The sequence below is a fragment of the Paenibacillus cookii genome (genome assembly GCF_018333375.1).
Classification (GTDB): domain Bacteria; phylum Bacillota; class Bacilli; order Paenibacillales; family Paenibacillaceae; genus Paenibacillus_AQ; species Paenibacillus_AQ cookii.
Window position 1 is genome coordinate 17,640 of sequence record NZ_BORW01000029.1, and the last position, 26,441, is coordinate 44,080.

Below are 26,441 nucleotides of genomic sequence, written 5' to 3' on the forward strand. Positions count from 1 at the left end.
TATCGGATTTTCTCAATCTGCATTTTCAAATTTAAAGGAGGTTTTTCATATGAGTTTTGATGGTGGCAGCTTTGATGTCATTGTCATCGGCGCCGGCCATGCCGGCTGCGAAGCGGCTCTCGCCGCGGCCCGTATGGGTTGCAGCACGCTGATGATCACGATCAATCTGGACATGGTTGCGTTCATGCCGTGCAATCCGTCAATCGGCGGACCGGCCAAAGGCCATGTCGTTCGCGAAATCGATGCCCTTGGCGGCGAAATGGGCCGCAACATCGACAAAACATTCATTCAAATGCGCATGCTGAATACAGGGAAAGGACCGGCGGTTCACGCGCTGCGCGCTCAGGCGGATAAATTCCTGTACCAACACACGATGAAAGAAACGATGGAAAAGGAACCGAATTTGACGATGCGCCAAGGCATGGTCGAAGAACTGATCGTGGAGAACGGCGTATGCGTTGGCGTCATTACGAAAACCGGTACCGCTTATCGCGCCAAATCGGTCGTATTGACGACCGGCACGTACCTGCGCGGAAAAGTCATTATGGGTGAAATGACGTACGAAAGCGGCCCGAACAACCAACAGCCTTCGATCAAATTGGCCGAAAACCTGCGTGATCTTGGCTTTGAGCTTGTCCGCTTTAAAACAGGCACGCCTCCGCGCGTGCACAAGTCGACGATCGACTTTTCCAAAACGGAAATTCAACCCGGGGACGAAAAACCGAAGTTTTTCTCTTATGAAACGGAAAGCTCCGACAACGAACAGCTTCCTTGCTGGTTGACCTATACGTCGCTCGAAACGCATCAGATCATCAACGCCAACCTGCACCGGGCGCCGATGTTCTCCGGCATTATCGAAGGTACGGGACCGCGTTATTGCCCGTCCATCGAGGATAAAATCGTTCGTTTCAGCGATAAGCCGAAACATCAGATTTTCCTTGAGCCGGAAGGCAAGAACACGTCTGAATATTATGTCCAAGGACTGTCCACCAGTATGCCGGAGGATGTGCAGCTCGCGATGCTGCGTTCGATCCCGGGACTGGAAAAAGTGGAAATGATGCGCAACGGTTATGCGATCGAATACGATGCGGTGGTTCCGACCCAACTGTGGCCATCGCTTGAAACGAAATTGATTCCGGGACTGTTTACGGCCGGACAAATCAATGGTACTTCCGGTTATGAAGAAGCTGCGGGGCAAGGAATCATGGCGGGCATCAATGCAGCACGCCGCGTTCAAGGCAAGGATCCTGTCATTTTGGACCGCTCGCAAGGTTACATCGGCGTGTTGATTGACGATCTCGTCACGAAGGGCACCAATGAACCTTACCGTCTGCTTACTTCGCGTGCGGAATACCGCTTGCTTTTGCGTCACGACAACGCGGATTTGCGCTTGACGCCGCTGGGACATGAAATCGGCCTCATCTCCGAAGAAAGATACGCCAAGTTCCTGGATAAGAAACAAAAGGTGGAACAAGAAATCGAACGTTTGAAGGCGACCAAGGTCGGACCTTCGCATGTGAATGCGATGCTCGAACGGGTAGGCTCGGCGCCGATCCAGGATGGAAGCAATTTGCTTACCATTTTGCGCCGTCCGGAAGTCAGCCATGACGATATCGAAGAAATCTCGCCTTCTCCGTTTGACCTTACGGAAGAAATGAAGGAGCAGGTAGAGATTCAAATCAAATATGCCGGATATATCGAAAAACAATTGATTCATGTGGAACGCCTGAAAAAGATGGATAAGAAGAAAATTCCGGAGACGATCGATTATAACGAAATTGAGGGTATCGCCATCGAAGCGCGGCAGAAGCTGTCCAGCATCCGTCCGCTTTCCATCGGCCAGGCTTCCCGCATATCCGGGGTTACGCCTGCGGACATTTCAATCCTGCTGGTTTATCTGGAGCACTATAACCGGGTAACGGCTGCAAGAGGTTAACTATGGATCCAATACAAGAAGCTTTTGCGTTACGTCTTCAGGAAAAAGGGGTCGAGGTAACCTCGGCCCAACTGGAACAGTTTGAAACTTATTATAGAGAGCTTGTCGAGTGGAACGAAAAGATGAACCTGACCGGCATTACCGATCGCGAACAGGTCTATACGAAGCATTTCTATGATTCGATCTCTCTTGCTTTTTATATCGATATGAACGACGTTCGTACGATGGCCGATATCGGTTCCGGCGCAGGTTTCCCCGGCATTCCGCTCAAAATTTGTTATCCGCATGTGCAGCTGACGATTATCGATTCGCTGAACAAACGGATCAACTTTTTGAAACATGTCGTGCAGGAAACGGGCCTTGAGCAGGTGCAGCTTTTGCATGGAAGGGCCGAAGACTGGGCACGCAAACCGGAACATCGGGACCAGTACGACCTCGTCACCGCGCGTGCCGTCGCCAAGCTCGCCGTGCTTAACGAATTCTGCCTTCCTTATGCGAAGGTGGGCGGCGTGTTTACGGCGATGAAGGGAAGCAGCCCGGATGAGGAAATCCGGGAGGCATCGCGCAGTTTCAAGGAGCTTAAAGGCAAGCTGCAGCGGGTAGAGCGTCTTACGCTTCCGATTGAAGAAGCCGAACGGCATATTGTCGTGATCGATAAAACGGCGGCGACGCCTGGCAAATATCCGCGTAAAGCGGGTACGGCTTTGAAGACTCCTTTGTGAACCGACAGCATCTAAGTATAAAGACAACATCAGGAATGATTTTTCGAGGAATGTTTCACGTGGAACATTCCTCTTTTTTTTATGCCGGAATAGGCAAGGGACGGTGTGGATGACGCCCTTGCCCGGCTGCCTGAGGGCAAAAATGGTGAACGACGGATCTCTTCCCGTGATGTGCAGCATGCTTGGATATGCTCACTTTTGTATTGAGACCTCATTGTTGTTCCACCCCATTGGGGAATACGGGCAAAGACCAGGAGCCGCTATAATGCCAATTCTGGCCTCCTAGAAGATGTGTGCTTTTCCAAGGAGGAGGTGCATGGCTTGAGGAATGCCCCGGGTTGGCATAACTTCTTTTCAAGTCCATTTCTGAGTGGGCATCTTGTCCGCAAGAGTGCGTATGAAGTGGCGTTTCTGTCGCGGACATGCATCCTTAAATAGGAGCGCCGTCGCTGAAACGTAAAAGGACTTCCAATGATGATTCCATAATTTCACCCAATCGAGCGAAGAGGGGACGTGCATGTGAAAGGCGAACATTTTGTGCACAGGTGCAGCTTGGAATAGGCTGGCGTAGAAAGAGCCTCGGGTGTTGTTTAAAAGGTAAATCACAAGAGAAGCAAACGATGTTTCCCTAAGTTAATAAGCCATTCGTCAAATGATGTTTGAACAGTGAAAAAGAAGGGATGGTTTGAGGGAGGGAATGTTCGAAATATCCGAATAGCGAGGCGTTTGATTTCGATATCATCATCTTCCTTTTCCACTCTATCTTGTTCGATATCTATTTTGTGCAGCTATCAAACCAAGCGCAAAATTGTGGGCATATAAAACCATTAGACTTCGGATGTTCCCTTGCTCTCGATTTGATTGGCAGCCGGGATGGGAATCAAGTTAGCGGTTAGATCTGGGTTGGGCCGGGGTTTTAACTAAAAGGACAGAGAGTGGCGGTTGTTGCACAGCCTGGGATGGTTCCCCACAGATCAAAGAACTGAGCCAAAGCAAATCGAGGCGGATGGGAGGCGATCCAGGCCGGGAATGCAAGCAAACACTTTGCGTTTTTATCCACGGATTGACAGCATTCAACCGTAAAAAATAACTGATCGGCAGGAAAAAAAGAGGACTTTGGAGAATAGGATTATATGAAAAAAAGTGGTAGAATAGAGAGAGTTACCATAGTTGAAAGTTTGGGTTCAAGCAGCCCATAACATTCCTCGCCTTATAGCCGAAGTTCGCAGAATCAACCGGTCGTTTTCGACGGCTTCAAGCAGGGGGCAACCATTGCCCACGATTCTGGGGAAGCCCGGTCGAGGAAAGTTATCCCCGTATCGAAACGGTAGGAAACAGGGTGTACATAACGGGAGTTGCATTCGTACGCCCGGCTCTTGTTTTAATTCTATTTCGTGTGAATGGATCATGCGATCACCGATGCAGCTTGAGAACGGTCCCGTGGCATACGCTGAATGGCTGGGAAATAAACCAAGTTGATTTGTTTTAGTCATGTTGACCAAGCGCTTTGCCAAGTGCTATTACGAAATTAGGTGGTAATATACGGAATGAAAGAACAATTTTCTAAATTGTTTGGTTTGACGGAGCGAAACCATAGTGATGAAGTGAAACAAATTCCGGTCGGGGAGATCGTCAGCAGCCCATACCAGCCCCGTACGATTTTTGACGACGAGAAGATTGACGAGCTGTGCCAAACGATCAAAACCCATGGCGTCATTCAGCCGATCGTTGTTCGTGTCCGCAATTCCAAATATGAGATCATAGCCGGTGAACGGCGTTGGCGTGCCGTAACGAAACTCGGGATGGAAACGATCCCTGCGATTATTCGCGAATTTAATGATTCCCAGGCAGCTTCGATCGCGTTGATCGAGAACCTGCAGCGGGAAGGATTGACGGCCATTGAAGAAGCGGTAGCTTACCAGAAGCTGATCGACATTCATCAATTGACGCAGGAAAGCCTGGCGCAGCGCCTGGGCAAAAGCCAATCAACCATCGCCAACAAAATTCGGCTGCTACATTTGCCTGAGGAAGTAAAGATGGCTCTGATGGAGCGCAAAATTTCCGAACGGCATGCGCGGGCCTTGTTGTCCTTGGATACGGAGGAGCTCCAGCTGAAGCTGCTTGCCGAAATTATTGCCAAAGAGTTGAACGTGAAGCAGACGGAAGCCAGGGTGGCTTTTTATAAAGAAGCTTCAAAAGTCAAAAAATCCAAGCGCATTTCCTTTACGAAAGACGTGCGCCTTGCGTTAAATACGATCCGCCAGTCGATCGATATGGTTACCGATTCCGGCCTGGCCATTAAAACAACGGAAAATGACCACGAAGATCATTACGAAATCGTGATACAGATCCCCAAACGTTGATCGGAGGGGGATGACTGCAAGCGGCTGGTCAGGCCGCTTTTTTGGAGCAATGCGTTGTTTTGGGCCGCAGACGTAGATCATTATCGTTAGCCAGGACAGGGCCGTGGGGAAGGGTTTGTTTACAATACGCGTACCCTATAGGGGAGACTTAGGATTCGTTTCCAAAGAATCTGAATATCCCATGGCCGATTTATCCAGAGCAAACAGGTTCTTAGGATTGATATCTACATGCGGATCTCCAAAGTTGTTGGATTGCGCATCATGCCAATTTAGGTTTGCGGGTTGACTGCCCGGTGTTAGAGCAAACGGCTTCTCGTCCAGGAGCGGTTTGCATTTTGCTGTATTGCCGATCGATTTGAGGGAGTTGGAGGGCCATCTGCCGAAAACTCTTCAGGAAGCGATACGTGATTTGCGGTATAGGGTCCCAATCGAATTTTATAGGCGCATCATCCGTGTTATGCATGCATTGAAGCAGATCAAGTTGAAGAAACCGATACTTGTGGTTCAGGCTCAGGTTTTTCCTTTTTGCAAGAAAATGTACTCGTGCAGGGCGAAGCCGTTTCAGCTAGTACCTGAAAGGGGAGCGGACATTCGAACGTCGGTTCCGAATCGCGTTTTCTTTCAGGAGGTATGCAGCCGATTGTTTTGCTGTGTAACATAATCCCGTGACCTACAAGAAGAGTTTTCATACACAATGAGGTGAAATTGAGTGTCCAAAATCATTGCCATAGCAAATCAAAAGGGCGGGGTAGGGAAAACCACAACCTCCGTCAATCTCGGAGCAGGCTTGGCTTCGCTCGGCAAACGAGTGCTGCTTGTAGACATTGACCCGCAAGGCAATACAACGAGTGGCGTTGGCGTAAATAAAGCCGATGTGGCCAACTGCATCTATGACGTCATTATCAATGAAGTTCATCCTAAGGAAGCGATTCTTGAGACACAGGTTGAAGGGCTGCATATCATTCCGGCGACCATTCAACTGGCAGGCGCGGAAATCGAATTGGTTCCTACCATATCCAGAGAACTTCGTTTGAAAAAATCGCTGCATCTCGTGAAGGCAAACTATGATTACATCTTGATCGATTGCCCTCCGTCGTTGGGGATTTTGACGATTAACTCGCTGACGGCAGCCGACTCCGTCATTATCCCGATTCAATGCGAATATTACGCCCTCGAAGGGTTAAGCCAACTGCTCAACTCCGTTCGGCTTGTTCAAAAGCACTTGAATACGTCGCTGCAGATCGAAGGCGTGCTTCTGACGATGCTGGATGCCCGCACGAATCTCGGCATACAGGTCATAGAAGAAGTGAAGAAGTATTTTCAAGAAAAAGTATATAAAACGATTATTCCTCGAAACGTCCGCTTAAGCGAAGCGCCTTCCCATGGTCAATCGATTATGACTTACGATCCTCGTTCCAAAGGTGCAGAAGTATATTTAGAGTTGGCAAAGGAAGTGATTTCTTATGAGTAAACGGTTAGGCAAAGGACTCGATGCCCTCATTCCTTCCCTTTCGATCAACGACGATGACAAAATTGTGGAGATCCCGCTTAGCCAACTGCGTGCAAACCCTTATCAGCCGCGCAAAGACTTTAACGAAGAGTCGATCCAGGAACTGGCGGAGTCGATCAGGCAGCATGGCGTCATTCAGCCGATCATTGTCCGGAGCGTATTAAAAGGCTATGAAATCATTGCCGGAGAGCGGCGTTTTCGGGCATCGCAAATATGCGGGAAACCAACCATTCCTGCGGTTGTCCGGACGTTTAGCGATCAGCAGGTCATGGAAATCGCGCTCATCGAAAACCTCCAGCGTGAAAACTTGAATGCCATGGAGGTAGCGGTAGCCTATCAAGGATTGATGGATCAGTATTCCTTGACGCAGGAAGAGCTCTCGCTGAAGGTGGGGAAATCCAGATCCCATATCGCCAACTTTTTGCGGCTGCTTTCGCTTCCCGAAGAAGTCAAAGATTATGTTTCACGTGGAACATTATCGATGGGGCATGCCCGTGCCATTGTCGGATTGAAAGATTCGGATCTCATCAAACAGCTGGCGAAACAATGCGTGGCAAACGAATGGAGCGTTCGCGATCTGGAGGAAGCCGTTAAAAATCTGGATCGTAAAGCGGCCGATAAAAACAAGGTCAAGGTGAAAAAACGCGATCCTTATATTGACAGCCTGGAAGAAACGCTGCGCGAAAGGTTCCGGACGACGGTCAAAATTAAGCAAAACAAAGACAAAGGTAAAATCGAGTTGAACTATTACAGCAAGCAGGATCTGGAACGGCTGCTGGAGCTTTTGCAATAAAAGTAAATTTGTGATTGCGCCAAGATGACATGTCCGGCTTTATTCCTGTATAGGGAAATGGATATGTCTTTCTCTTTTTATAGGGATGGGGCAAAGCGAATGTTTAAGAAAGATGCTCTAGTTTCACCGCTAACCGTGGTTTGATTATTACGGTGGCAATAGTCGTGATAGGAGATTCCCGCAACCGATAGTCCGCATAAATGATGGGGAGGTGGATGTAGTATCATGGAACCGTTTATTTATTTGGATCATGCAGCCACTTCCTGGCCGAAGCCTCCCGAGGTGTTGCAGGCGATGCAGAAGGCGATGGAGGAGGCGGCGGCCAATCCGGGGCGAGGCAGTCATCAGATGGCGGTAAAAGCGAGCAGGGTGCTGTTCGAAGGCCGCAAGATATTGTCCCAACTGTTTCAGGTTCGTAACCAAAATGACATCATATTTACGTATAATACAACGGAAGCGTTAAATTTGGCGATTAAAGGCTTGCTGAAATCCGGGGACCGGGTCGTGGCGACGATGGTTGAACATAATTCCGTAAGGCGCCCGCTCGAATATTTGAAACGGGTGATGGGCATTCATGTGGAATATATTCCGGTGAACGGTCAAGGACAACTGGATATGGCCAAACTGAAAGCTGCGCTGGAAAGCCGCCCAAAATTGGTAATTAGCACGCATAGTTCCAATTTGCTTGGCAGCATTTTGCCGGTTGCCGAGATCGGGGAGCTTGCCCGTCGTTTTGGAGCGGTCTATTTAGTGGATGCGGCTCAAAGCGCAGGCTGCCTGGATATTGACGTATCCGCCATGAATATCGATCTGCTGGCCTTTCCCGGGCATAAGGGATTGCTGGGACCGCAAGGAACGGGAGGGTTATACATATCCCCGTCGATTGATTTGGAGCCGCTTTTACACGGAGGGACCGGAAGCCAATCGGAGGAAAAAGAGCAGCCTGCGGTCCGCCCGGATCGTTATGAGGCGGGGACGCCGAATACGGCCGGCATTGCAGGGCTAAGGGCCGGCGTCGCAGAGGTGATGAGGCAGACGCCGCAGCAGATATATCGGCATGAATGGGAGCTTGCTCAGCGGATTATCGAAGGGATTCGGGGCATTCGCCATCTTCGTATATTGGGACCCGAAGCGGGGCAACCGAGAACCGGAATCGTATCATTCGTTTCCTCGGAGAAGGATTCCAGCGAGATCGCCTTCCGGTTGGACCGGGAATACGGAATCGCCGTAAGAGCTGGGATGCACTGTACGCCGCTGGCGCATGAAGCCGTCGAGACGCTGCAGACGGGGGCTGTCCGGATCAGCGTTGGCGTCACCACGACGCGGCGGGAGGCCCATGCGGTGATTGATGCCGTTAAGGATATATGCGGCCAGCGGCCATAGGTTTGGATCAAAAATAGGCGCAAGGAACGGTATGGAAAAACGATTGTGATCAAGAATGAGGAAAAGGAATGAAATCAGCAATGTCGGACTTGAATAGTTTAATTTTAGAACAGTTGCAGTGGTTTATCGGCGGAGGCATACTCCTCATTTTGATCCTGCTCGTAATGGTATTGACGCAAGGCGCGAAGCTTAGAAAAATGCGCCGGAAATACGACCTGATGATGGCAGGCAGCGGTGTGGAGAATTTGGAGACGCTGCTCATCGACCTGAAAGTGCAAATGGATTCGATCGAGGACGAACATGAGCTTCAGCGCAAAACGCTGGAAAACGTCCTGGCCAAACTGCAGCAGGTCAAAGGGAAGATCGGCATCAAACGGTACAATGCATTTAGCGGTCAAGGCAGCGATTTGAGCTTTTCGATTGCGATTGTGGACGAAAAGAAAAATGGAGTTGTCATCTCGGCCCTTTACAGCCGTGACAGCTCCTATGTATATGCCAAACCGCTTGCGGCAGGCGAATCGTCGTATGCCCTGTCTCCCGAAGAGGTAGAGGCCATCAGTCTAGCCTCGCAACAAGCGTAGAACGGGATTTCCATTCCTGGATCGCCGAATGCAGACTGGACGCAATAATCTCCGATAGACGAACGACCAAACTTAATCGCGTGTTTTGCAGCACGAAATATTCCATGAAGCCGCCGACATTAACGATACCCGTCAAATGGATATCGCCAACCGGCGGTAATTCTTTATGTACGCCTGCGCCGGGCTTGAGGGGGCCGCTGGCGACTTGGATGCAGCCGACGCTCGAGGATTGCCCGAGGCAAGCATCGATGCCGATCACGAATGGACGGTCGTGAAGGGCATAAATGGTCGAAAGCGTTTCTTGCAAATTGACGGCATGGACGGGCTCGTCCAGCGTGCCGTAAAGATGGAACCAGGGGCTTTTGTAGCGGGCGAGGGCCGTGCCGACCAAAGGGCCCAAGCAATCCCCGGTAGAGCGGTCCGTGCCGATGCAGACGACCACGACAGGTTGTTGTTCTTCGGCCTGGGACAAATAAAACAAAAGACGATGAATGATAGCGGAATGGATTTCAGGATCGGTATGTGGTATTTTTAAGCATGAGAGCTGCTGGTTCTGGGATGGTTTGGGCAGCTGAGTCATAGAATCTTCCTTTCAAATGCGATTGGTAGTATCTAGTATATGGACGGCTGCATGTTTTTATACTTCCTCGGGACAAGCAATTTATTAGAACGAAAAGGCGGGCAATAATGCAATGGAGTCATGGATGTTGATGGCCTTCGATTCGACGCAGCAGGCTCTTCGGGCGGAAATGCTGCTGGAATATGCCGATATTGAAATCGATTTATGCCCAACGCCGAAGACGATTACGGCGGGCTGTGCGTTATCAATCCAATTTCCGAAGGAGGAGCTGGCTTCCGTACAGCAGATCGTTGTACAGGAGCAAGTGGAGATCAGAGGAATCTACTATAAAGACAATCATGATAGATATATAAGCATCGAGGGATAGGAGATCGATTAAGATGATGAATCCACAATGGCTCGAAACGGCAAACAGCGAAATGGAAGGGGCTGTGGATAAAGCGTTGAAGATTAGCGATAAGTTTCTTGACTGGATTACGAATGTGGATATGTGGACAAATGTGATGTTTTCAGGCATCCGCATTGTCGTGTTATTTATCGTGACCCGGATCGCCATCCGAGTCGTTTCCAAAATTATCGACCGGTCGCTGGAACGCCACCAGCAGAGCCGGATCAATGTCAATCCGCGCCGGTTTGCCACCGTCGGGGAGCTTCTGAAAAATATAACGGCCGTCACCTGCAATTTCGTCATGGTGCTGCTCATCTTGTCCGAGTTCAACTTCAAGCTGGGGCCGTTGTTGGCGGGAGCAGGAGTACTGGGCCTTGCCATCGGTTTCGGCGCACAGAGCTTGGTGAAGGATGTCATTACGGGCTTTTTCATTATATTGGAGGATCAGTTTGCGGTGGGGGACGTCATTCAGACGGGAACCTATAAAGGTACGGTTGAGGTCATCGGCCTGCGTTCCACCCGCCTTGTGAGCATGAACGGCGAAACGCATATTTTGCCTAACGGGATGATTACGAGCGTGACGAATTTTTCCCTTTCCAATGCACTGGCGATGGTCGATTTGCCGGTCAAAAACGAACGTTCGCTGGAGGACACCGTCGGCTTGATTAAGCAGTCGCTGACCGGCGTGCAGGAGGAAAACCCCAATATCATTGCGGTGCCCGACGTTCTCGGCATTCAGTCGATGAGCACCAGCGAATACGTGATTCGCATCGTGGCGCAGTGCGAGCCGAATACGAGGGCGGAAGTGGAACGCGATATTTTGGAACATATCAAACAAGCTTTGGAGGCCGAAGAGGCACAGAAACAAGCGTTAAGCGAGATGGCGGCTTCGAAAGAATAAAAAGGGGAGGCATGGTCAAATGGAACGGAAAGTGTTTCAACTCGGCGATATCGTGCAAATGAAAAAAAATCACCCTTGCGGCAGCAACGAAATGGAAATCATTCGCATGGGGATGGACATTCGGATCAAGTGCGTCGGATGCCAGCACAGCGTTCTGATTCCCCGTGCCAAGTTCGAAAAAAACATGAAAAAAGTGCTCCGCTCCAAAAATGCAGGCGAGGAATCGCAGGAGTCGAACGAAAAGTAATCTTTTGTAAAACAGCTATTGCATATTTTGTCCTCTTGTGATAGAATAAGTTTTGCTGCGGAAAGGTACCCAAGAGGTCTAAGGGGGCTGACTCGAAATCAGTTAGGCGTCGCAAGGCGTGCGAGGGTTCGAATCCCTCTCTTTCCGCCACATTCCCTTTTTCATCAAATATACTTCATAGATTAACGTAATTGGACAAAACCTTTGGCCCGTCATCGCCAGAGGTTTTTTACGTTGTATGGGGTTGTGCAGGCGAAATGCTGACACTTCAATAAAACACCAAAGGAGAACCCGAAGGTCCTCCTGTTTGGCAGACGGCTACTCAATGGATTTTGGAATTCGTTCTACAACAAAACGTCATTGAAACTTCGGATAAAGCCGCGGAGCAATCTCCATTGCTCCAGACAAAATGTCTTTGGCACGTCCCCTCGCTTCTTTTAGTTATGCTGTTTCAGACTTCCAGTGATTTGTTACGCAGCTCAGGCCCAACGGAACCACACCTCTCTCGTAACCGTCTGATTGTATCATCTGCATTTCGGGAGCGGATTATGCATCCGCGTCTAAAAAATTTTTAGTGGACCCGGGCTTTGGTTTTCTTTTTCCACTTCCGGTCTTTGTTGGTCGTTTCCGGGAACGTCTCGCCGCGCTCCATCGTAATCATTTTCGGATTCTGGATTTCGGTATGGAAGCTGGCTTCCCCGACCTCCATATATACCCCAGGGTTCGGCGCCTTGTCGCCAGGCTCGAATTCGGTTTTTTCACCCATGGCACAAACCTCCTTATCGAAATGAAAAATGGACTGCTTCTGTAGTGTTTACACATCGGGGGGAATCATGTGCCCGTTAATTTTGCCAATTCAGGCATGCTTGCATTAGGGCGGGCGTTTTGATATATTAATATGGTGCGAGTTTAGACTCGCTCCTTGCTCCTGACGCGATCAGGGGCCGAAGTCCATAAGGAGGTGAAAAATATGCGCAAATATGAAGTGATGTACATTATTCGTCCGGACATTGAACAAGAAGCCGTTCAAGCTGCAGTCGAAAAATTCCAAGGCATCATCTCCAACGGTGGGGAAATCACGAAGCACGAAGTGATGGGCAAACGCCGTCTTGCGTATGAGATCAAGAAATTCCGTGATGGCACTTTCGTTCTGGTAAACTTCACTGCAACTCCTGAAGTTGTTGCCGAACTCGAGCGTATCATGAAAATTTCCGACGAAGTAATTCGTTATCTCATTACTCTTGACGTTGCTTAATCCAAGCTTTGGCTTGAAGTGATCCATTCGATCGAAGGAGGGGATAGGATTGTTGAACCGTGTAATTTTAATTGGCCGATTGACCAAAGATCCTGAGCTTCGCTACACGCCCGCAGGGGTTGCGGTAACGCAGTTCACGCTGGCGGTAGACAGACCGTTTACGTCGCAAGGCGGAGAGCGGGAAGCGGATTTTATTCCAGTGGTGACTTGGAGACAGCTCGCTGAGACCTGCGCGAACTACTTGCGCAAAGGCCGTTTGACGGCCGTGGAAGGTCGCATCCAGGTACGGAATTACGAAAATAACGAAGGTAGACGCGTATACGTCACCGAAGTCATTGCCGATAACGTACGTTTCCTGGAATCGAACCGCGAAGGCGGCAGCGGCGGCGGCCAAGGACCGCGTGAAGAGTCCTCTTTCGGAGGCGGAAGCCGCGAGAATAACAATTACTCCCGGAGCAATTCCAATCAAGATCCTTTTTTCGATGACGGAAAACCGATAGACATATCGGATGATGATTTGCCATTTTAAATACGGAAAGGACTGAAACAGCATGGCTTTTAAACAAAGAGAAGGCGGAGACAACGATAAAAGACCGGCTCGCCGCGGCGGCCGTAACAAACGTCGTAAAGTGTGCTACTTCACTGTGAACAAAATTACTCACATTGATTATAAAGACACGGATCTGCTGAAAAAGTTCATTAGCGAACGCGGAAAAATTTTGCCTCGCCGTGTAACCGGCACAAGCGCAAAATACCAACGCATGCTGACGATTGCGATCAAACGCTCCCGTCAAATCGCATTGCTGCCATACACAACGGAATAATTCCGTTTTGGCTATAGAAGGGCCAGTATTCTGGGTTTACCAGGATTCTGGCCTTTTTGATTTTATTTTGCCTCTGAATACCGCGTAATGATCTACATAAAGTCAATCTCATGGTGCGCGTCATTGGAAACTTGTGTAAATTTTTAAATTTCCCGGGCAATGACGATTGAACGTCAAGGCTTCGCAAGCGGGGTTCTTCAAAAGGCAAAAACGCATGCTAATTGGCTCCAAAGATGCCCAATCGCCAGATGGAGGTAGAGAAGAAGGAGATCCGCCTGCCCTATGTTATAATAATGATGATCAGCGCATGTTCAAATGGACTCGTCGGCAGGAGGGAAGCTTCATGGGAATCGGCAGAATATACAGAAACTATTTTAAGAACAATATGTTCATGAAGATCCTTCTGATCTTCACTTTCATCGCCATTGTGACGATTGTAATATTGTCATACCTGATGATTTCCTCCTTGTCGCAGTCGATCGTAAATAAAGAATTGGATAACCAAAAAGCCGCCATGGAAAGCGTAAGCAGGTACATCGACAATCGGCACCGTGCCATAGAGAATATAGCAAGGGACATGTACCGAAACGAAACCTTGTTTTCCAATATCTCGTTTTTAATGGAAAACCCTTATGCCGAATACGTGCAGCACCGTATGGATCAGTTTAATGTTCAATCGAACGGGGATTCGACGGACGCGCTTCAATATTTTCAAAATATCATGGACGAAAACGGCGATATCCGAAACCTGATGCTGTACGGGTCGGAACATCAGTATCTCTCTATTTTCAAATCGAACAAGCAGTTCAAGCAGCTCTCCACCAATTTCGCCAATTCCTATATTCCCGAGGTTATGGCCATGGAAACGAAAGGCATCGCGGCTCCGAACGTTTGGGTTCGCAAAGCGGCCGATCAATGGGATAAGGAATTATATGCGATTAGAGTGCCCATTAACAACAAGCAGCTGAAAAATGCCGGCCAATTTTTGGTTTACCTTGATTCCAACAGCATTTTGAATGCGCTTGAAACCTATAAAAACGGCTACAAAGGAAGCATCGTCGTCCTTTCTTCGTCGGGAGACGTCCTTTTTGATTCGGAAGGAAAATATTACGGCAAAACCTATCCTTACGTCGACGTCACGGATTCGCTTTTTGATGATCCGCAGGCGGGACTGACCCGAAGCGGGGAAAGCATGTATATTAACAAGCTGATATCCGCCGAAGGGGGATACGTGGTCATTGGCGCCGTTCCGAAAAATGAAATCGCATCAAGTTATTCGGGCGTGCGGCAGACGATCATTACGATCAGCGCGATTTGCATCTTGTTTGCGGTTCTTTTCCCGGCGTTGTTCATCATCAATTTTGCCAATCGGACCAACCGGATCATCAAATTTACGCGGAAGGTAAAAAACGGCGATTTTGCCGCCAGAATCGACGATCCGCGCGAGGACGAGCTGGGGCAAATCTCGCGGAGCTTCAACGATATGCTGGATGAGCTGAATGCGTATATCGAACGGGTATACAAGGCGGAAATCAAACAGAAACAGACGGAGCTTGTCGCGCTTCAGGCCCGAATCAACCCTCACTTTTTGTATAACACGTTGGAAGTTATCCGGATGAGGGCGATTTCCCAGGGAGCGAAAGACGTCGGGGAAATGATCTATAGCTTGTCCGTCCTGTTCAAAAGCCTGGTGCAGCAAAAAAGGAATTACACGCTGAAAGACGAGCTGGAAACCTGCCGTCTATACCTCGAGCTGTTCAGAATACGGTACAAGGACAGGTTTGATTATACGATCACTTATGATCCGGAGCTCGCCGATAAATCGGTCATGAAGCTATCGCTCCAACCGATTATAGAGAACTATATCATTCACGGCATTCGAACGGAGAGGTACGATAATCGCTTGTCGGTCGAGATCAGGGAAGAAGGCGATATGCTCATCGCCGAAGTGTGCGACAACGGAAAAGGAATCGAGCCGGATCGCTTGAACGAAATTCGGGAGGAGCTGGAGAAACCGGAGGAAAGCGGCAAAATGTTCGGACTCCGAAGCGTTCATAGCCGTCTCCGTTTTCTGTACGGGCCTGCATACGGAATCGAGATTCAAAGTCGGCCGGATGAGGGCACGGTCATTACCGTGCGTTATCCAAGCCGGGAAGGAACGGATGCTGAACATGTATAAAGTATTTATTGTGGATGACGAACCGTTCATCATTGAAGGATTGTACGATATTTTGGATTGGGCGTCGTTCGGCCTGGAAATCGTCGGGCATGCGGAAAACGGACGGCAGGCGCTGGAGGCGCTGGCTTCGATTCCCGCAGACCTGCTGATTACCGACATATCCATGCCGGTGATGGATGGCCTCAGCCTCATCGCGGAAGCCCGGAAGCTTCATCAGGAGTTAAAGGTGATCATCCTCAGCGGGTTTAATGAATTCGACTACCTGAAAGAGGGTATGAAACTGGGCATCGAAAACTACCTGCTGAAGCCGATCAACGTAGAGGAACTGGAGTCCACGCTGCGCAATACGGTCGAAAAGATGAACAGCATGAAATCCGACGAGCTGTACGATGCCTTCGATATGCAAATTTTGAAGGACAATACGCTTTACCGGTGGTTGACGGGACAAATCGGCGAGGCGGAATTCCGGGAACGGGCCGATTTGCTGGGGCTTGATCTGATGAAGCCGTATTTGATCGTTGCCGTTATTCGGACGAACGGGGAGACGACGGAGGGCTTGAACCGGATCGGCGAGCGTTGGAGCAAATCGGAAGGGATTACGTCTTTCCGCGACGTAGACGGCGACCTGGTTTGGATCGGGTGCATGCAGCATTGGACCGAAGGGAAAAAGAACTTTATGGAACGGCTTGAGCGTCTTTCCGACGAATATGCGCCATTAAGCGTCCCTGTCCGAATCGGGGTAGGCAGCGTGGTGCAGCTTCCGGAGGAAGCTTCGCTCAGCTATAGGCAGGCTAAAAAATCGCTGGAGTATTTTATGGTGTATCCCGACCGCTCCGTTTTGGATTACGGGAATCTTGAAGGAAGAAGCGATGGCGGCGATGGCCGGTTGTCCATCCACTGGGAGGAATACAGCAAGCTTATTTTGGCCAGGGATCTTGAGGGGTTGGAGCGGAGAATCAAAGCGGATTTACTGCAAATGCAGGGGATGGAGGGCATTCGGCCGGAAGACCTCCGCAACGCCGGTTTGGAGCTCGTCATCCGGTTCAAGATGGAGCTGGAGCAGATCAAGCATACGGACGAGTCGGATATCTTTAAACAAGCGCTGACGGACGTCCGGAACAGCGGCACATTCGACGAACTGGCCGCTTCGCTTCAATCGGTGGCCAAAGCAACGGTGTCTTCGCTGCTGCAGGACGTCAAGAACCCGGTGGTCAGCCAGGTGCTCAGTTATATTCACGGGCATTATGCCGATGAACTTTCGCTGAAAACGCTTGGCGCGCAATACCATATCCATCCGGTCTATCTGGGACAGCTTTTCCATAAGGAAACCGGGGAGTCGTTTGCGGAATACATCAACAAATACCGGATCGAAAAAGCGAAGGAGCAGCTGAAAAACACCAACCTGAAGGTGCACGAAATCGCTAGGAACGTAGGCTATTGGGAAACGGGGTACTTCTATAAACAATTCAGGAAATACGTCGGGATTTCCCCGACGGATTATAAAAGCTTGGGGTGATCCAAGCCGCATACTCTGGATGAAAATGGACTTTGCATCAAAATTCGGGTCCGTTTTCATTCAGAGTATTTTTGTTTGTTTTCAGGAAAATTAAGAGCGTTATCATCAGCGGCGGAGCGGGAATTAAAAGCGGTTTCAGCCGAATTGACAGAATCATGCAAAATTCGAATCTTTTCTTTAATTTGTACCCTGATTTATTAGATTTATCTTCTTTTTGAAACTGCTTTCATTCGGTAAGGTTAACTTAGTTAGTACAGACAAGCCAGAGCGCTTAAATAGAGAAACGCATCTGGCGCCCGCCCGCGAGCCGGGCCGGGAAGAGATGCTTGAAGCATTCAAAAGGGAGGATTTACACATGAGCAAGAGTAAAAAAAGCTTCTCGTTCGCACTGGCCATGTTGACGGCCTTGACGCTTGTCCTCAGTGCCTGTGGGGGAGGAAGCAACAGCGCCGAAAGCGATTCCGCCTCCGGAGGAAAAGATTCCGAAAAACCGGTCAACCTGATCTGGTACACCATCGGAACGCCGCAAAAAGACGTGGACAAGGTCATGGCGGAAGTGAGCAAATATACCAAAGAAAAAATCAATGCAACCGTTACGATGAAAATGGTCGACTGGGGCGATTACGCGCAAAAAATGCAGGTTAACGTAGCATCCGGCGAACCGATGGATATCGTGTTCACGGCGGCGGGCGGATTCGATTACGTGCAAAACGCAAGAAAAGGCGCGTTCATGGAACTCGACGACCTGCTTGAAAAATACGGACAAGGCATCAAGAAAACGATCGATCCTGCTTTCCTGGAAGGCTCCAAGGTCGACGGCCACAATTACGGCATTCCTGCCAATAAAGAGCTTCCTCAACAAGAAGTATGGCGCTTTAACAAAAAGCTGTTAGACAAATACAACTTCGACATCACGAAAGTAAAATCGCTCGACAGCATCGAGCCGCTTCTGAAGACGATCAAGGAAAAAGAACCTGGCGTAACGCCGTTCGCCATGGACAAAAACTACGTTCCTTACGTTCCTTACGATTACGTCATTCAGAACCTGCCAATGGCGGTCAAACTGGACACGACCGATTATAAAATCGTGGACATTTTGGAAACGCCTGAAATGAAGCAAGCGCTGACTACGATGCACAAGTATTACCAAGCCGGTTATATCGCGCCTGAAGCCGCAACGACAGGTTCGACGAGCGACTTGATGACATCCGGCAACTGGTTCATGGACCGCGCGCAAACCCAGCCGCTGGCCGACAACAGCTGGTCCGCAAGCTACGGATATCCTGTCGTTTCGTCGCCGGCAAGCGATCCGATCATTACGAACACTTCCGTTCAAGGTTCGATCATGGCGATTTCGGCCAACTCCGAACATCCTGAAAAAGCGATGGAATTCCTGAACCTGCTGAACACGGATCCAGTGCTTCGCAACATGGTCGACTCCGGCATCGAAGGCGTTCATTACAAGAAGGTTGACGACAAGCACATGGAAAACCTTCCGGAATCGAAAAACTACGACATGCCGTCTTACTCTTTGGGCAACAACATGCTGCTTTACCTGAATCCGAATGATCCGGACGACAAATGGGATCAATTCAAGAAGTTCAACGCATCGGGTAAAAATTCTCCAATTCTGAGCTTCAACTTTGACAGCACGAAAGTCGCAACCGAAATGGCTGCCGTTCAAAACGTGAAAGAACAATTCTGGGCATCCCTGATGACCGGTACCGTAGATCCTGAAACCTACCTGCCGAAAGCAATCGCTGCCTTCAAGCAAGCCGGTCTTGACAAAGTCATGGCCGAAGCCCAAAAACAGCTCGACGAATGGAGAGCCGCAAATAACAAGTAACAATTGAACGACATTTTTGGGATCGGGCGGGTGATGATTTCGCCCGATCCTTTTTCATTTTTCAACATTCAGGAGGGAACACGATGGCTGCATTTTTTAAAAACCTCTTAAAGAACAAAGTCATGCTGTTTATGGTGCTGCCCGGTGCGATATGGTTTTTCTTCTTTTCCTATCTGCCGCTTGTCGGTACGATCGTCGCTTTCAAGCAATACCGTTTCAGCCGCGACGGCTTTTGGGCCAGCATCTTCAACAGCAAATGGGTAGGCTGGGACAACTTCAAGTTCCTGTTCAGCACAAACGATGCTTACACCATTACGCGCAATACGTTATTGTACAACATCGCATTTATTATTATAGGACTCGTGCTTTCCGTCGCGATGGCCGTTTTGCTGTCCGAGCTCGTCGGCAAAACGATGGCCAAAATTTATCAAACCGGCATGTTCCTCCCGTATTTTCTTTCCTGGGTCATCGTCGGCTATTTTGCGTTCAGCTTCCTGAGCATGGACCGCGGCATGCTGAACCAGATTCTAGGCTGGTTTGGCGCAGAGCCCGTTCAATGGTATTCGGATCCTAAATATTGGCCATATATATTGATCTTCGTCAGTTTGTGGAAGTCGGTCGGATATAACAGCGTCGTGTACCTGGCTTCGATTATGGGCATCGATAAATCCCTTTACGAAGCGGCCATGATCGACGGCGCCAGCAAATGGCAGCAAATCCGCAATATCACGATTCCGATGCTTTCGCCAATCATCATCATTATGACGCTGCTTGCGGTAGGCCGCATTTTCTATGCCGACTTCGGTCTGTTCTATCAAGTTCCGAGAGACTCCGGCACGCTTTACTCGGTGACGAACGTAATCGACACGTACGTATACCGCGGTCTGAAAACGACAGGGGAAATCGGCATGAGTACGGCTGCAGGGCTTTACCAATCGGTCGTCGGTTTTGTTCTTGTCATCGTCTCCAACTTTGTCGTGCGCAAAATCGACAAAGACAGCGCCCTGTTCTAAAAGATTTGAAAGGAGTGTCAGAATTATGGCGAAGGTCATCAGAAAAAAACGGGATTTTCATCATGTGTCCCCCGGTTGGAACGTCGTTCTCAACATCATCGCGGGATTGTTCGCCTTCATATGCGTCTTTCCTTTTTTGTTCGTCGTCATCATCTCTTTAACGGATGAAAAAACGCTGGCAACGGACGGCTACCGCCTGCTTCCGGCCAAATGGAGTCTGGAAGCCTACCGGTTCGTATTTCAAAGCGGGGATACGCTGCTCCGTTCTTACGGGGTAACGATCCTTGTCACTGTCGTAGGCACGATCGTCAGCTTGATCCTGATTTCGCTTTACGCTTATGCGATTTCGCGGAAAAGCTTCCGCTACCGCAGATTTTTCTCCATATTTGCCATTTTGACGATGCTGTTCAACGGCGGCATGATTCCGACTTACATGGTCGTATCGCAGTTGTTGGGTCTGAAAGACAGCCTATGGGCCCTTATCTTGCCGCTGGCTATGAATGCTTTTTATATCATGATTCTTCGGACGTTTTACAGCACCAGCGTTCCCGAGGCGATTATCGAGTCGGGACGGATCGACGGTGCGGGCGATTTCTATATCTTCTTGCGCATCGTGCTGCCTTTGTCCCTGCCCGGCCTCGCAACGATCGGTTTGTTCAGCACGCTTGGCTACTGGAACGACTGGTTTAACGCTCTCTTGTACATCGACAATCCGAATTTGGTGCCGCTGCAGTCGATGCTCATGCGGATCGAATCCAGCATTCAATTCATTCAGCAAAACTCGGCGAACACTTCGCTTAGCATGGCGGCGCTGCAGTCCATTCCGCAGGATACGTCCCGGATGGCGATGGTCGTACTGGCCACATTGCCGATCATTTTTGCATATCCGTTCTTCCAGCGTTATTTTGTTCAAGGCTTGACCGTGGGTGCCGTAAAAGAATAACAACATCACTAGAAACGGATAGGGAGAGTGGAGATGTTGCTTTATAAGGACAAAACGAAATCGGTTGAGGAAAGGGCAGGGCATTTGCTAGGCCTGATGACTTTGGAAGAAAAGGTGGGCCAGCTGGTGCAGCCGTTCGGCTGGCAAACCTATGAATACAAAGACGGCGCCGTGACTTTGACGGAAACGTTCAAAGAGCAGGTGAAAAACGGCGGCGTAGGCTCCCTCTACGGGGTGCTGCGCGCCGATCCGTGGACCGGCGTCACATTGGAAAACGGACTGTCGGCCAAAGAAGGCGCCGAGGCCGTCAACCGGATCCAGCGGTACGCCGTGGAACATTCGCGTCTCGGCATTCCGATCCTGATCGGGGAGGAATGCTCGCATGGGCATATGGCGATCGACGGCACGGTATTCCCGGTGCCGCTGCTGCTGGGCAGCACATGGAACGTGGAGCTGTACCGCGAAATGTGCCGCGCGGTAGCCGCGGAAACCCGCGCCCAAGGGGGAGCGGTAACTTATTCGCCGGTGCTCGACGTGGTGCGTGATCCGCGTTGGGGACGAACGGAGGAATGTTTCTCCGAAGACCCGTACCTGATCGGCGAATTTGCGGCCGCGGCGGTCCAGGGGCTTCAAGGGGAGCGTCTGGACAGCGACGGCAGCGTAGCGGCCACGCTGAAGCATTTTGCCGGATACGGCAGCTCCGAGGGCGGACGCAATGCCGGCCCGGTGCATATGGGCTGGCGCGAGCTGCTGGAAGTCGACCTGTATCCGTTTAAAAAGGCTGTCGAAGCCGGAGCGGCGTCGATCATGCCCGCTTACAACGAAATTGACGGCGTGCCGTGCACGGTCAATACCGAGCTGCTGGAAGAAGTGCTGCGGAAGCAATGGGGATTCGACGGCATGGTCATTACCGATTGCGGCGCGATCGACATGCTGGCTGCGGGGCACGACGTGGCCGAAGACGGCCTGGACGCATCGGTGCAGGCGATCGAGGCGGGCATCGACATGGAAATGTCCGGCGAAATGTTTGGGCGTTACTTGCTTGAGGCTCTTCATCAAGGTCGGCTGAACGTCGAAGTATTGGACCGCGCGGTGTTTCGGGTGCTGACCCTGAAGTTCAAGCTTGGTTTGTTCGACAATCCTTATGTGGATCCGGATCGGGCCGCGCGCGTCATCGGCAGCGAAAAGCACGTAAGTTTGGCGCGCAAGCTTGCCGAAGAAGGCATCGTGCTGCTCAAAAACGAAAACGGAGCGCTGCCGCTTGATGACCGCTGCGGGAAAATCGCGGTCATCGGGCCGAATGCCGATGCCGGATACAACCAGTTGGGCGATTACACGTCGCCGCAGCCGCCGGAAAAAGTGGCGACGGTTTTGAAGGGAATCCGGGCAAGGCTAGCGAAAGAGTCTGAGCGCGTGCTGTACGCACCCGGATGCCGGATCAAAGGCGAAGACCGGGAGGGCTTTGAATACGCGCTCGCTTGCGCGAAGCAAGCGGATACCGTCGTGATGGTGGTTGGCGGTTCCAGCGCCCGCGATTTCGGGGAAGGGACCATCGACCTGAAAACGGGGGCTTCGAAGGTTTCGGACAACTCATGGAACGACATGGACTGCGGCGAAGGGATCGATCGCATGACGCTCGGCCTTGCCGGCGTGCAGCTGGAGCTGATGCAGGAGATCCATAAGCTCGGCAAACGCTTCATCGTCGTTTACATCAACGGGCGTCCGATCGCCGAGCCGTGGATCGACGAGCATGCCGACGCCATTCTGGAAGCATGGTACCCCGGACAGGAAGGGGGGCATGCGGTGGCAGGCATTTTGTTCGGCGACGTCAATCCGTCCGGCCGACTGACCGTGTCCGTGCCGAAACATGTCGGACAGCTTCCGGTTTATTACAACGGCAAACGGTCGCGCGGCAAACGGTATTTGGAGGAAGACTCGAAAGCGCGGTATCCGTTCGGATACGGACTCAGCTACACGACCTTTGGTTATGACCGCCTGAACATCACGAAGGATTCCATCGGAGCGAACGAATCGGCGATCGTATCGGTGGATGTGACCAACACCGGCAGCATGGCCGGAGCTGAGGTTGTTCAGCTTTACATCTCGGATGTCGTCAGCAAAGCCAGCCGGCCGCTGATGGAACTGAAAGGGTTCGCCAAGGTTGAGCTTGCGCCGGGAGAAACCAAAACGGTTTCTTTTGAAATAGGAAAAGAGCAACTGCAGTACATTGGGCGGGATCTGGAACCCGTTGTTGAACCGGGCCTGTTCCAAGTCCACATCGGAAGGAACGTAAACGATACGCTGAGTACGTCTTTGACTGTACGGGAGGATGGATGATGGAACGGATCAGACGTTTTATTCGCGAACTGTCGGAAAACCAGTGGCTCGAGCAAATGGAGTACCGCCACTGGGAAATTACTCGTTCTTATTATAAGCTGCCAGGCGAATACGAGAATTCGGCCCCTTATCCGGAAGGGCAGGGATTGAACTCGTTTCCGAGCAAGCAGGGGACGACCTACTTTTTTAAAACCAAGCTGCAACTACCGGCCGAATGGACGCAAGAGCCATTTGGCCTTGTGTTCAAGTCGGGCGGAGAAGGATTGCTCCGGGTCAACGGAGCTTCCTATCAAGGGCTGGACCGGAACCATACGTACGTTACGCTGGACCCGCGCGTCGTCGGCGAATCTCCGGAGCTGGAAATCGAGCTGTTCGATCCGGTGCCGGAGCCCGTGGATCCGCTGAACCAACAGGCCGTGATACAACCCCCGATCACTTCGATCATAAGCCAACTCGTCAAACCGAATCGGGCGGTACAAAGCTTGATGTATACCGTTACGATCGTTCGGGATTCCACCGCGCTGCTGCCGCAGGAGGACTTCCGGCGGGTAAGGCTGATGGAAGCGTTGTACCGGGCCATGGACCGGTACGTGAACCTGGATGCGGCTGCGATCCGCGAAGGCAGCGGGATTGCCGACATCGAAACCGAGTTAAGACGGGAAGTCCGGGACATCGGCGGAAACGCCGAAGGACTGGAGCATATGATCGGCCAGTCGCACATCGATATCGCCTGGCTGTGGCCCGTGCGGGAAACGGTGCGCAAGGCCAGCCGGACGTTTTCGACCGTGGACAGGCTGATGGAAGAATATCCGGAGTACCGGTATGCGCAAAGCCAACCGCTTCTGTTCGCCTTTTTGAAGGACAACGATCCTGAGCTGTTCGAGCGGGTGAAGGCCCGCGTAGCGGAAGGGCGTTGGGAACTCGTCGGGGGCATGTGGGTCGAGCCCGACCTGAATCTGCCGAGCGGCGAATCCCTGATCCGCCAAATGTTATACGGACAGCGGTTTTATCAGGAGGAATTCGGCAAGACGTCGAACATCGAATGGCTGCCCGATACGTTTGGGTATTGCGCCTCGCTGCCGCAGATTTTAAAGCACGGAAAAGTGGATTATTTCATGACCACCAAGCTGGGCTGGAACGACACCAACCGGTTTCCGTACGATTTGTTCCATTGGGTGGGCATCGACGGGACGCCGATTTTGTCTTATCTCAACCATGGCGTCAATGAACACACGCTGCCGAAAGACATCCACGAGCATTGGCAGTCCTACCGGGAGAAGTCCAAGCATAACGAGCAAATGCTGCTCTACGGACATGGAGACGGCGGAGGCGGCGTGACCCGCGAAATGCTGGAATACATCGACCGGTCCGAGCTGATGGTTGGACAACCCGCAAGCCGCTACAGCACGGCAGCACAGTTTTTTGAACGCATTACCGAAGCGAATCCCGCGCTGCCGACGTGGCGGGGCGACTTATATCTCGAACTTCACCGGGGAACCTATACGACCCATGCCCGCAACAAACGGAACAACCGGAAAGCGGAAGCGTTATACCGGGAAGCGGAGCTATGGAATTCGTTGGCGCAGCCGGACATGGCCGCATCGAAGCGGGAAGCCGCATTGCAGCAGCTGCATGAAGGCTGGAAGCTGATTCTGTTGAACCAGTTCCATGACATCATTCCGGGCTCGGCCATTACGGAAACGTACGAAACCTCCGATAAAGAATACGGAGAAATTTTTAATAAAGGGAAGTCGGGGCTGCAGGAAGGCGTTCAGGCAATCGCTGCGGCGATCGACACGACCGGGCAGGATGGAATCCCGTATGCCGTGTTTAACAGCCTGGGCTGGAGCCGAAGCGCCACGATCCGCATTGAAACGCAGCAAGGCGCGTTGGAGGCTTATGACGAACAGGGCGCAAGGCTCGAAACCGACCGGGTCGAGGGCGGCATATCCGTTTACGTGCCGGATATTCCCGCATTCGGCTATAAAACCGTTTGGCTGAAGGTGCCGCCGGAAGCATTATTCTCTTCAGAAACGGAAGACGCTGCAGCGTTCGGGGATACATGGGAAACTTCCTATTATCTTGCCCGTTTTAACGAGCGCGGCGAGATGATCGGGCTGTTCGACAAAAAAGCCGGGCGGGAGATCGTCAAGTCGGGCGAGAGAGCGAACCGGTTCCACTTTTTCCATGACCGACCGACGTTATGGGACGCATGGGACATCGATACGCGGTACGAGCAGCAGCCGGCGGGAGAAGCGGAGCTGCTGGAGAAACGGCTGGTAATCTCGGGACGCACCAAGGACGTGCTTCGCTTCCGTTGGCGGATCGGCCAATCCGAAATCACGCAGGACGTCATCTTTTATCATCATGATCCGCGGATCGACTTTCAAACGCATGTCAGCTGGCATGAAGCGCACAAGCTGCTGAAAGTGGGCTTTCCGATCGACGTGGTGACGGAAAAGGCGACCTACGAAATTCCGTTCGGATCGCTGGAACGGGCGACGCACCGCAATACCAGCTGGGAGCAGGCCCAGTACGAGGTATGCGGGCACCGTTTCGTGGACGTATCCGAGCATGGTTATGGCGTCAGCCTGTTGAACGACTGCAAATACGGCTATGACGTTCAGGACAGCACGATCCGTTTGTCGCTGCTGCGCGCGCCGAAATGGCCGGATGCAACCGCCGATCTCGGAGAGCACGACTTTACGTATTCGCTGCTTCCGCACAGCGGCGACTGGAGAGACGCCCATACGGTCCGCCATGCGGCGGAACTGAACCAAGAGCTCCCCGTGCTGCCGCTGCAAGCAGGCAAGAAAGGGACGCGCCCTGCCGCGCAGTCCCTCATATCTTTGGATAGCCGGCATGTCGTGCTGGATACGGTAAAACCGGCGGAAGACGGAAACGGCGCGATTCTGCGGTTCTATGAATCTTCCGGCGGCCGGGAGCAGATCGAACTGCAATGGCCGTATGCTTTTGAGGAGGCCTATCTTTCGAATGCGCTGGAGGAGCCCGTTCAGAGGCTGGAACCGGACGAAGGACGTCTGACCTTGTCTTTTGCTCCGTTCGAGATTAAAACGGTACTCCTCCGATAACCGATTCCGATAGGATATACCGTGTTTTTCAA

General features: G+C 51.2%; 22 protein-coding genes and 1 tRNA gene. 21 read left to right on the forward strand and 2 right to left on the reverse strand.

Features of this window, described 5'->3' with window-relative positions; translation table 11 throughout:
• The first annotated feature begins 49 nt into the window (after nucleotides 1-49).
• The 7 genes from mnmG to KI367_RS20490 all read left to right on the forward strand — a co-directional run bounded on the left by mnmG (nucleotide 50) and on the right by KI367_RS20490 (nucleotide 9,288).
• Entirely contained in the window at nucleotides 50-1,936 is a 1,887-nt protein-coding gene (gene mnmG / locus KI367_RS20460) for a tRNA uridine-5-carboxymethylaminomethyl(34) synthesis enzyme MnmG (RefSeq protein ID WP_212952009.1), read from the forward strand.
• 2 nt (nucleotides 1,937-1,938) lie between these two features.
• Nucleotides 1,939-2,658: a 16S rRNA (guanine(527)-N(7))-methyltransferase RsmG gene (gene rsmG, locus KI367_RS20465; RefSeq protein WP_212952011.1), complete on the forward strand. Its 720-nt coding sequence runs from the start codon at nucleotides 1,939-1,941 to the stop codon at nucleotides 2,656-2,658.
• Between the two features lie 1,547 nt (nucleotides 2,659-4,205).
• A complete protein-coding gene (noc, locus tag KI367_RS20470; RefSeq protein WP_036710762.1) occupies nucleotides 4,206-5,021 on the forward strand; it encodes a nucleoid occlusion protein in 816 nt (271 codons plus the stop codon).
• A 709-nt stretch (nucleotides 5,022-5,730) separates the two neighbouring features.
• Nucleotides 5,731-6,492, forward strand: a complete 762-nt coding sequence (locus KI367_RS20475; RefSeq protein ID WP_212952013.1) for a ParA family protein — start codon at nucleotides 5,731-5,733, stop codon at nucleotides 6,490-6,492.
• Nucleotides 6,485-7,324 (forward strand): ParB/RepB/Spo0J family partition protein, encoded by an 840-nt coding sequence (locus tag KI367_RS20480; protein WP_212952015.1) that lies wholly within the window; start codon nucleotides 6,485-6,487, stop codon nucleotides 7,322-7,324. Before KI367_RS20475 ends, KI367_RS20480 begins: the two co-directional genes overlap by 8 nt.
• A gap of 225 nt (nucleotides 7,325-7,549) precedes the next feature.
• Nucleotides 7,550-8,707: an aminotransferase class V-fold PLP-dependent enzyme gene (locus KI367_RS20485; protein WP_212952017.1), complete on the forward strand. Its 1,158-nt coding sequence runs from the start codon at nucleotides 7,550-7,552 to the stop codon at nucleotides 8,705-8,707.
• Nucleotides 8,708-8,787: 80 nt separating this feature from the next.
• Nucleotides 8,788-9,288, forward strand: a complete 501-nt coding sequence (locus KI367_RS20490) for a DUF4446 family protein (RefSeq protein ID WP_212952035.1) — start codon at nucleotides 8,788-8,790, stop codon at nucleotides 9,286-9,288.
• On the opposite strand, the gene yyaC is transcribed toward KI367_RS20490, so the two are convergent.
• Nucleotides 9,263-9,868 (reverse strand): spore protease YyaC, encoded by a 606-nt coding sequence (gene yyaC / locus KI367_RS20495; RefSeq protein ID WP_212952019.1) that lies wholly within the window; start codon nucleotides 9,866-9,868, stop codon nucleotides 9,263-9,265. The genes KI367_RS20490 and yyaC overlap by 26 nt on opposite strands.
• A gap of 112 nt (nucleotides 9,869-9,980) precedes the next feature.
• Here yyaC and KI367_RS20500 point away from each other — a divergent pair, with 112 nt between their 5' ends.
• From KI367_RS20500 to KI367_RS20515, 4 genes are all read left to right on the forward strand, one after another.
• A complete protein-coding gene (locus KI367_RS20500) occupies nucleotides 9,981-10,235 on the forward strand; it encodes a putative Se/S carrier protein (RefSeq protein WP_036710747.1) in 255 nt (84 codons plus the stop codon).
• 16 nt (nucleotides 10,236-10,251) lie between these two features.
• Nucleotides 10,252-11,157 carry a mechanosensitive ion channel family protein gene (locus KI367_RS20505; protein WP_212952036.1) on the forward strand — a complete coding sequence of 302 codons (906 nt, stop codon included), beginning with the start codon at nucleotides 10,252-10,254 and terminating at the stop codon, nucleotides 11,155-11,157.
• 19 nt (nucleotides 11,158-11,176) lie between these two features.
• A complete protein-coding gene (locus KI367_RS20510; RefSeq protein ID WP_036710740.1) occupies nucleotides 11,177-11,404 on the forward strand; it encodes a DUF951 domain-containing protein in 228 nt (75 codons plus the stop codon).
• A 59-nt stretch (nucleotides 11,405-11,463) separates the two neighbouring features.
• A tRNA-Ser gene (locus tag KI367_RS20515) sits at nucleotides 11,464-11,554 on the forward strand.
• Nucleotides 11,555-11,975: 421 nt separating this feature from the next.
• Here the strand turns inward: KI367_RS20515 and KI367_RS20520 are convergent.
• Nucleotides 11,976-12,170: a YjzC family protein gene (locus tag KI367_RS20520; RefSeq protein WP_036710736.1), complete on the reverse strand. Its 195-nt coding sequence runs from the start codon at nucleotides 12,168-12,170 to the stop codon at nucleotides 11,976-11,978.
• Between the two features lie 204 nt (nucleotides 12,171-12,374).
• Here KI367_RS20520 and rpsF point away from each other — a divergent pair, with 204 nt between their 5' ends.
• From rpsF to KI367_RS20570, 10 genes are all read left to right on the forward strand, one after another.
• Entirely contained in the window at nucleotides 12,375-12,659 is a 285-nt protein-coding gene (rpsF, locus tag KI367_RS20525) for a 30S ribosomal protein S6 (RefSeq protein ID WP_036710734.1), read from the forward strand.
• A 49-nt stretch (nucleotides 12,660-12,708) separates the two neighbouring features.
• Nucleotides 12,709-13,188 carry a single-stranded DNA-binding protein gene (ssb, locus tag KI367_RS20530; protein WP_036710731.1) on the forward strand — a complete coding sequence of 160 codons (480 nt, stop codon included), beginning with the start codon at nucleotides 12,709-12,711 and terminating at the stop codon, nucleotides 13,186-13,188.
• Nucleotides 13,189-13,210: 22 nt separating this feature from the next.
• Nucleotides 13,211-13,483: a 30S ribosomal protein S18 gene (gene rpsR / locus KI367_RS20535; RefSeq protein ID WP_036710728.1), complete on the forward strand. Its 273-nt coding sequence runs from the start codon at nucleotides 13,211-13,213 to the stop codon at nucleotides 13,481-13,483.
• Nucleotides 13,484-13,826: 343 nt separating this feature from the next.
• Entirely contained in the window at nucleotides 13,827-15,662 is a 1,836-nt protein-coding gene (locus KI367_RS20540) for a sensor histidine kinase (protein WP_036710724.1), read from the forward strand.
• A complete protein-coding gene (locus tag KI367_RS20545; protein ID WP_212952021.1) occupies nucleotides 15,655-17,178 on the forward strand; it encodes a response regulator transcription factor in 1,524 nt (507 codons plus the stop codon). Before KI367_RS20540 ends, KI367_RS20545 begins: the two co-directional genes overlap by 8 nt.
• A gap of 355 nt (nucleotides 17,179-17,533) precedes the next feature.
• A complete protein-coding gene (locus KI367_RS20550; protein ID WP_036710718.1) occupies nucleotides 17,534-19,024 on the forward strand; it encodes an ABC transporter substrate-binding protein in 1,491 nt (496 codons plus the stop codon).
• A gap of 83 nt (nucleotides 19,025-19,107) precedes the next feature.
• A complete protein-coding gene (locus tag KI367_RS20555) occupies nucleotides 19,108-20,037 on the forward strand; it encodes an ABC transporter permease (protein WP_036710713.1) in 930 nt (309 codons plus the stop codon).
• Between the two features lie 25 nt (nucleotides 20,038-20,062).
• Nucleotides 20,063-20,980 (forward strand): carbohydrate ABC transporter permease, encoded by a 918-nt coding sequence (locus tag KI367_RS20560; RefSeq protein WP_212952023.1) that lies wholly within the window; start codon nucleotides 20,063-20,065, stop codon nucleotides 20,978-20,980.
• Nucleotides 20,981-21,013: 33 nt separating this feature from the next.
• Nucleotides 21,014-23,317 carry a glycoside hydrolase family 3 N-terminal domain-containing protein gene (locus KI367_RS20565; protein WP_212952025.1) on the forward strand — a complete coding sequence of 768 codons (2,304 nt, stop codon included), beginning with the start codon at nucleotides 21,014-21,016 and terminating at the stop codon, nucleotides 23,315-23,317.
• Nucleotides 23,317-26,409 carry an alpha-mannosidase gene (locus KI367_RS20570; RefSeq protein ID WP_212952027.1) on the forward strand — a complete coding sequence of 1,031 codons (3,093 nt, stop codon included), beginning with the start codon at nucleotides 23,317-23,319 and terminating at the stop codon, nucleotides 26,407-26,409. The genes KI367_RS20565 and KI367_RS20570 overlap by 1 nt, the downstream gene beginning before the upstream one ends.
• Nucleotides 26,410-26,441: the final 32 nt, after the last annotated feature.